The organism is Ectopseudomonas oleovorans, from assembly GCF_003052605.1.
GTDB lineage: Bacteria > Pseudomonadota > Gammaproteobacteria > Pseudomonadales > Pseudomonadaceae > Aquipseudomonas > Aquipseudomonas oleovorans_A.
In genome coordinates, this window is sequence record NZ_QASO01000058.1 from 1 (window position 1) to 5,434 (window position 5,434).

Here is a 5,434-nt window from a genome sequence, read left to right on the forward strand (position 1 = left end):
CTTCAGTTTGGCGCTAGTGAAATTGCGGTCACGGTTGTTCACTGCCTTGAATTTGCTGCCGTCGATGGCAACCAAGTTTTCGCCAAACAACCCCAACTGCTGGCAGAGCAAAACGAACTGTCGGCAGGCGCCGCGAATGGCCTTGCTGTTGTCTTTTCGGAAGTTGGCGATGGTCTTGAAGTCGGGCATCAAACGCCCGGTTAGCCACATGAGTTCGACGTTGCGCTGGGCTTCTCGCTCAAGACGTCGGCTCGATTGAATGCGGTTTAGGTAACCGTAGATGTAGATCTTCAGCAGGATCGCCGGGTGGTAGGCAGGTCTGCCGGTTTCGGCTGGAATGACGCCATCAAAACCTAGCTTGGCCAAATCGAGTTCATCGACGAAAACGTCAACCACCCGAACCGGATTGGTATCGCTGACGTAATCGTCGAGGCTTTCGGGAAGTAAGGTGCTTTGGCCTCGATGTTCACCTTGGATAAACCGTTTCATGGGCGCCCCTTGCGGTGAGATTCTCCGAAATCATAGCAAAGGTTTACCGGGGCGTTTTTACACACTCTGGGCCGCTAGCCGCCGTTTTGGAGCGAAAGCAGTCAACCACAATCAGACATTGGTTGGATTGCTATGACGAGGCGCCATCAGCTCGTTGCTTGAGTTTCAGGCAAATGTTTTCCTCTCCCGCCTCAACTGACAGCTCATCACCCACACTCCATCTGAGCTGCTTAAGTAGCTCTGATGGAAGCTCAACGATGACGTCTCCGCTGCCATCCCCTGGGTCTTGGCATACAACTCGCCAGCTTTCAGATGTAGTAGTCATAGATTCACCCTCACGCACTAGGCACAGTATGGCAGCTTCATCTTGGGCAGATCCGCTGCAACCTTTCCTAAGCCGCCTCGCGTCCCCTGCCAATGAGCCAGGCATGCCTTTAACGCTCCGAGACAGGCATCGGCCGGCAAACCGTCAGGCTGAAACGATTCTGTCCTTGCCCAGGTTCTTGGCGTCGTACAGTGCACGGTCGGCCCGCTTGAGGGTGTCCTCGTAGGAGCGGTCTTCCGCTGCGATGGCGGTCACGCCCATGCTCGCGGTGACGACCACACTTTTTGCGGAGTACTGGCCCAGCTCTTGTCGGAAGCACTCATGCAGGCGCCTGGCGAGCCGCATGGCCTGCTCGAGGTCGGTTTTGGGCATGGCAACGACGAACTCGTCGCCTCCAAGGCGGCAGGCGGAATCGGTTTTTCGCAGCGTGGAACGGCAGATGTCGGCCACGGCGCGAATGATCTCGTCCCCGACGTGATGCCCCCTGGTGTCGTTGATTGTCTTGAGGTTGTCCAAGTCGAACATCAGGATCGATGTCGGCAGCGCATAGCGCATGGCGGATTCGTAGTGAAGCTTGAGGTCGCGTTCGAGCTTTCTTCGGTTGAATAGCCCGGTCAGCTGATCGGTATCGCTGAGCTCTCGAAGTCTGACTTCCAGCTGGTGCCGTTCCGAGATGTTGCTGGCCACCCACAGCACCACTTCCTCGTCGTCCACTCGGAAATCCAGCGCCTGGATGCGTCCTTCGAACCAGATCGGCTCCGTCGGGCCTTCGTCGGTCAGGCCCTTCACGTCCCGGTTGCTCAGCTCGTACTCCTCCACCAGAAGCTTGCGCGTCTCCAGCGCCCGGCCGATCTGTTCGAGAAACCAGCTGGCCTTCTCGGGCTTGATCAGATCCGGGATGTACAGCCCCACGAGGCCCTTGCCGTCATGGTAGTAGCGCGTGTCCCGGCCACCGAAAACCGCGACGTACCGGCCGCTGCGGGAAAGGATGAAGGCCGGGTCCGGCAAGGCATCGAGGATCCGGGACATCTGGTCAACGTCGATCATGGAGCACTTCTTCTGGAGCCGCCTGGGTGGCGGAGCCTGGTCAGGTGAAAGAAAGAACGCGGTCGTTCCAGCAGAGCGCCGGCGGCAGCGCACGATTGCCGGCGGTGCACGGACCGGCGTCCGACCTATAGTTTTTTGGTGCCGGCATCAAGATACGGAAAATATCATTACGCCATCACAAGGTGAACAGATAACGGTTGCGCGGGATTGCCCCTCCGCTCGCCAGCGGACCGGTGCGCCCAGCATGGTGGGCGCTCACGAGGCTACGCGCACTAGGGGTCGCAGGTATCGAGCCGGCTGCCTGGGTCGCCATACGGTGCCTCCCAGCTTGGCCTCGAGGCGTCACAGCCTCTTCGACAGGTCGTGGCGCCGGAATAAAACGTTCAGTGCGCCGAGACGACCGCCGGCTCGCCCTAGCCCCTCCCCTGGCGCCGGGCGCGGATGCCCTCGATCACAAGCACCAGAACCGCCGCCCAGATGCGCCATAGGTCAACCGCGCCGGCGCGATTCTTTCGCCGAGCAGCAGCGCCACCAGTACCAGCAGTACCGGCTTGACATAACTGAGCAGGCCGAACAGCGCGAGGTTTAGGCGCGTGGCGACGATCATCAGCGCCAGTGCCAAGGCGCTGAGGGCGCCGAGGCCGAAAATCAGCGATTGCAGCCGTGGGTTGTGCATGACCAGCTGCAGGACGGCGCCATCGGCCAAGGCAAAGGCGGCGGCGGCGGCGGCGGCGACCGGCAGGCTGATCATCAGGTCCAGCCAACAGAAAGGAGGACAGATTTATTTAATGGGATCACTGCCCGCTTCTGGCCGGGAGTAGCCCTTTACCAGTGTCTAACTCTGGCCGAGCCCGGCCCGAAGCGTCTGACAGTAGTCGGCCAAGAGGTGACCTTGCAGACCTTGGGCCGCTGATTGGACTGAAGCGTGACAGCGCGAGGCGGTTCCTGAAGAGTTGGCTGAATCAGCAATGAAGTCTTGGCTTCTATTAGTAGTTCCATGTGCTAGATCAGGTTCTGATTTTACAATCTTCCTCAATCGGCTTCTGAATACGACCAGTTTCATCCAGCCTGGCGGTAATGAGCAGGTGAGCTGGAACGGTTCCACCCATTCTGCGGATGTATCCCTCTTTCTCAGCAAGCATGTTCACCTCTCTTGCAGAAGGGTAATGACGCAGAGCGCGCGTAGCCTGGCGTTTTATCTCATCGCTGACCTCGCTGCTGGTTGTCAGGCTGTTGAGGAATCGGCGCACCTCCATAAGTGCGGCAGTGCGTTCGATCGGCATAGTCATGGTGTCTCCGCAGCTCATCAAAATATGCTGGCCACGACAGCTGGTTCTGCTGTCTTCCGGGTTCCTGTGCCCAAGAGGATGTAAACGCTATTTTGGGTTTCAAAAAGGCAGTTACTTTTTCGATCGACCAGGAGCGTGCTTCTGACCCAATCGCCTGGAGAAAATCGACGAGCACTATCTGTTACTACGGTGTGGGCATAGAGAACGATTGGCTGAAAACCTTGCTCTGTAACCAGCGCTTTTTTGTCATCTGAAATATCGAGATCGACGAGAATCCATCGTCTCACTGAACAGTATGGTTTTCCAGGGCAGAGCTCTTGAGCCAGCGCGATGCCAGCTGCCTCATCGTCAGAGGCGTTATGTATTTCCTCGCTTTCACTTGATAGGAAATCACTGATTATTTTGATGCGTGTATCTGTCATTTAATGACCTCCGGCCTGCGACCACGATTACTTTTGCCTGCACTTTGATCCACGTGCTTGCCGTCGATGATTTGCCGAGCCAATGACGCGAACGATCACACAGAATCCACACGCTTCCACTACTCGGGCTATGCGGCGCGACATCAAAAACAAGCCAACAACTGCTGCCTGTAATGTTGAGAAAAGCTGACCTGATAAGCTGGCTCAGCTGCAAAAACAGCTAGCGAAATTGTGTTCGTTGCCCCCGACTCAATAGCCTGACCAGCCCGACCTAAGGCTGCACCATCCATCCCATCGATATGGCCGGCTGTAACAATCAAGTCAGGGTCCAAATCCGGGGTCGGTATCGAAATCCGTACTTCATTCAATACCGCCAAGTCATCCGGCAAGTCATTTGCTATTCGCTCCGCAAAGCCCTGCAGTTTTGGTTCCGCCAGCATGAATAGCCATGCTTGGTGATCAGATTCACCTGTGCGCCGAAGCACCCGTCCAAGTACTTGCCGGTAATGCAGCTCGGTGCGGATACGACTGAGATAGCAGCACACTTGCAGGCGCGGGATGTCGGTGCCTTCGCTGATCATTCCCACGGCGACAATCCAGCGGCAGCCGCTGCTCCGGAATGCATTGATCACCTGCTGCGCATCTGGGGTTTTGTTGGTCACGATACGGCACTCTTCCCCCATTGCTTCCAGAGCGAGTGCAACTTGCTGAGCGTGTTCAATATCGGTGGCCACCACCAAACCAGCTGCATCGGGTTTGGTCTGGTGTAGCTCGTTCAGCTTGTTGCGGCCAAGGTCGAGGGTTGGATTGATCACCTCGTCATGGCGCAGCAGTTCTTCATAGGTGACAGGCGACTCGCCCAACAGCTTGGCTATGCTGGGAAACAGCCTTACGGAACTGTCCGCACCCAGTTCTTCCGTGAGTTTCACTTTCTGATTGTCGAGCAGAACAATGCGAGGGGATCGGCACACACCATCCGCAATGGCATCTTTCAAGCCATAACGGTAATCGCAGATCAGATACCCCTCGGGCGACGAGTAGCGCGCCAGGGCGATGGCCTTGTCGTCCGAACGCCAGGGCGTACCAGACAGGGCTAATGTGAAGGCAGCGCGATCCTGTATCCGGTGCAGTATCTGCTGCCCCCAGGCATTACTGAGCAGGGGATCATGGCCGGCGCAATGGTGGATCTCATCGAAGACCACCAGCACTCGGTAGTCATCAAACAGCTGCCAGAATCCCTCATCACGGTATTCCATGGCCTGATAGGTATAGGCGCCACCGACGGCACCTATCTGGCCGTCGAGACGTCGGCCTAGCACAGTGGCAAAGGTCGAACGAAAACCCTCAACGACCTGGCAGGACGGCGCAAAGCACAGCACCAGATCAATTCTGCCCTGTTCAATCAGTCTGCTGGCCAGCTCAGCGGCCATGCGCGTCTTCCCAGCCCCCGGCGTTGCCTGGCAAAAGAAGTGCGGCGTGACGGTGAAGTGCTCCAGCGCCTTGGTGATGCAGTTGTTCTGCCAACTGCGTAGCGATCTACTCATCGTGGCGTAGCGAGCGTTTTGAGGGTCTTTTCGATGGCGCGTAGATGGCCCAGAAGACGAGAACTGCGATCCCTAGCCTCCAGGTAATCGCCTTCAACCTTGTCCCGCAAATGTGGCATCTCGTCCAGAAGCAGCTTGAATCGCTCCGCCTCGCCCATTGAAGTGAGAAGTATGCGCTCCATAGACCCCATCTTCAACTGACCTCTCCGTATCCCGGATGCTGGGCTCCCTATTTTCCCGTGGAGTTCCGTCATGATGCGTCCCGACGCCAAAGTGCAGAAGGTCTATCTCTACCCAAAGCCCGTCGACTTCCGCAAA

General features: G+C 57.2%; 6 protein-coding genes and 1 pseudogene. All 7 read right to left on the reverse strand.

The window, feature by feature from the left end; genetic code table 11:
- A partial coding sequence (locus DBO86_RS10185) for a transposase (RefSeq protein WP_146173194.1) occupies positions 1-489 on the reverse strand: 489 nt, incomplete at its 3' end.
- 130 nt (positions 490-619) lie between these two features.
- Positions 620-814 carry an AbrB/MazE/SpoVT family DNA-binding domain-containing protein gene (locus tag DBO86_RS26580; RefSeq protein WP_074861159.1) on the reverse strand — a complete coding sequence of 65 codons (195 nt, stop codon included), beginning with the start codon at positions 812-814 and terminating at the stop codon, positions 620-622.
- A gap of 144 nt (positions 815-958) precedes the next feature.
- Entirely contained in the window at positions 959-1,861 is a 903-nt protein-coding gene (locus DBO86_RS10195) for a GGDEF domain-containing protein (RefSeq protein WP_074861157.1), read from the reverse strand.
- A 413-nt stretch (positions 1,862-2,274) separates the two neighbouring features.
- A pseudogene (locus tag DBO86_RS10200) lies at positions 2,275-2,624 on the reverse strand (EamA family transporter RarD); the annotation flags it as partial.
- Positions 2,625-2,868: 244 nt separating this feature from the next.
- Entirely contained in the window at positions 2,869-3,150 is a 282-nt protein-coding gene (locus tag DBO86_RS10205) for a BPSL0761 family protein (protein ID WP_074861161.1), read from the reverse strand.
- A 17-nt stretch (positions 3,151-3,167) separates the two neighbouring features.
- Complete coding sequence (locus DBO86_RS25830) at positions 3,168-3,572, reverse strand: DUF6957 family protein (protein ID WP_074861154.1); 405 nt, start codon at positions 3,570-3,572, stop codon at positions 3,168-3,170.
- Between the two features lie 143 nt (positions 3,573-3,715).
- Positions 3,716-5,116, reverse strand: a complete 1,401-nt coding sequence (locus tag DBO86_RS10210) for a DEAD/DEAH box helicase (protein ID WP_074861152.1) — start codon at positions 5,114-5,116, stop codon at positions 3,716-3,718.
- Positions 5,117-5,434: the final 318 nt, after the last annotated feature.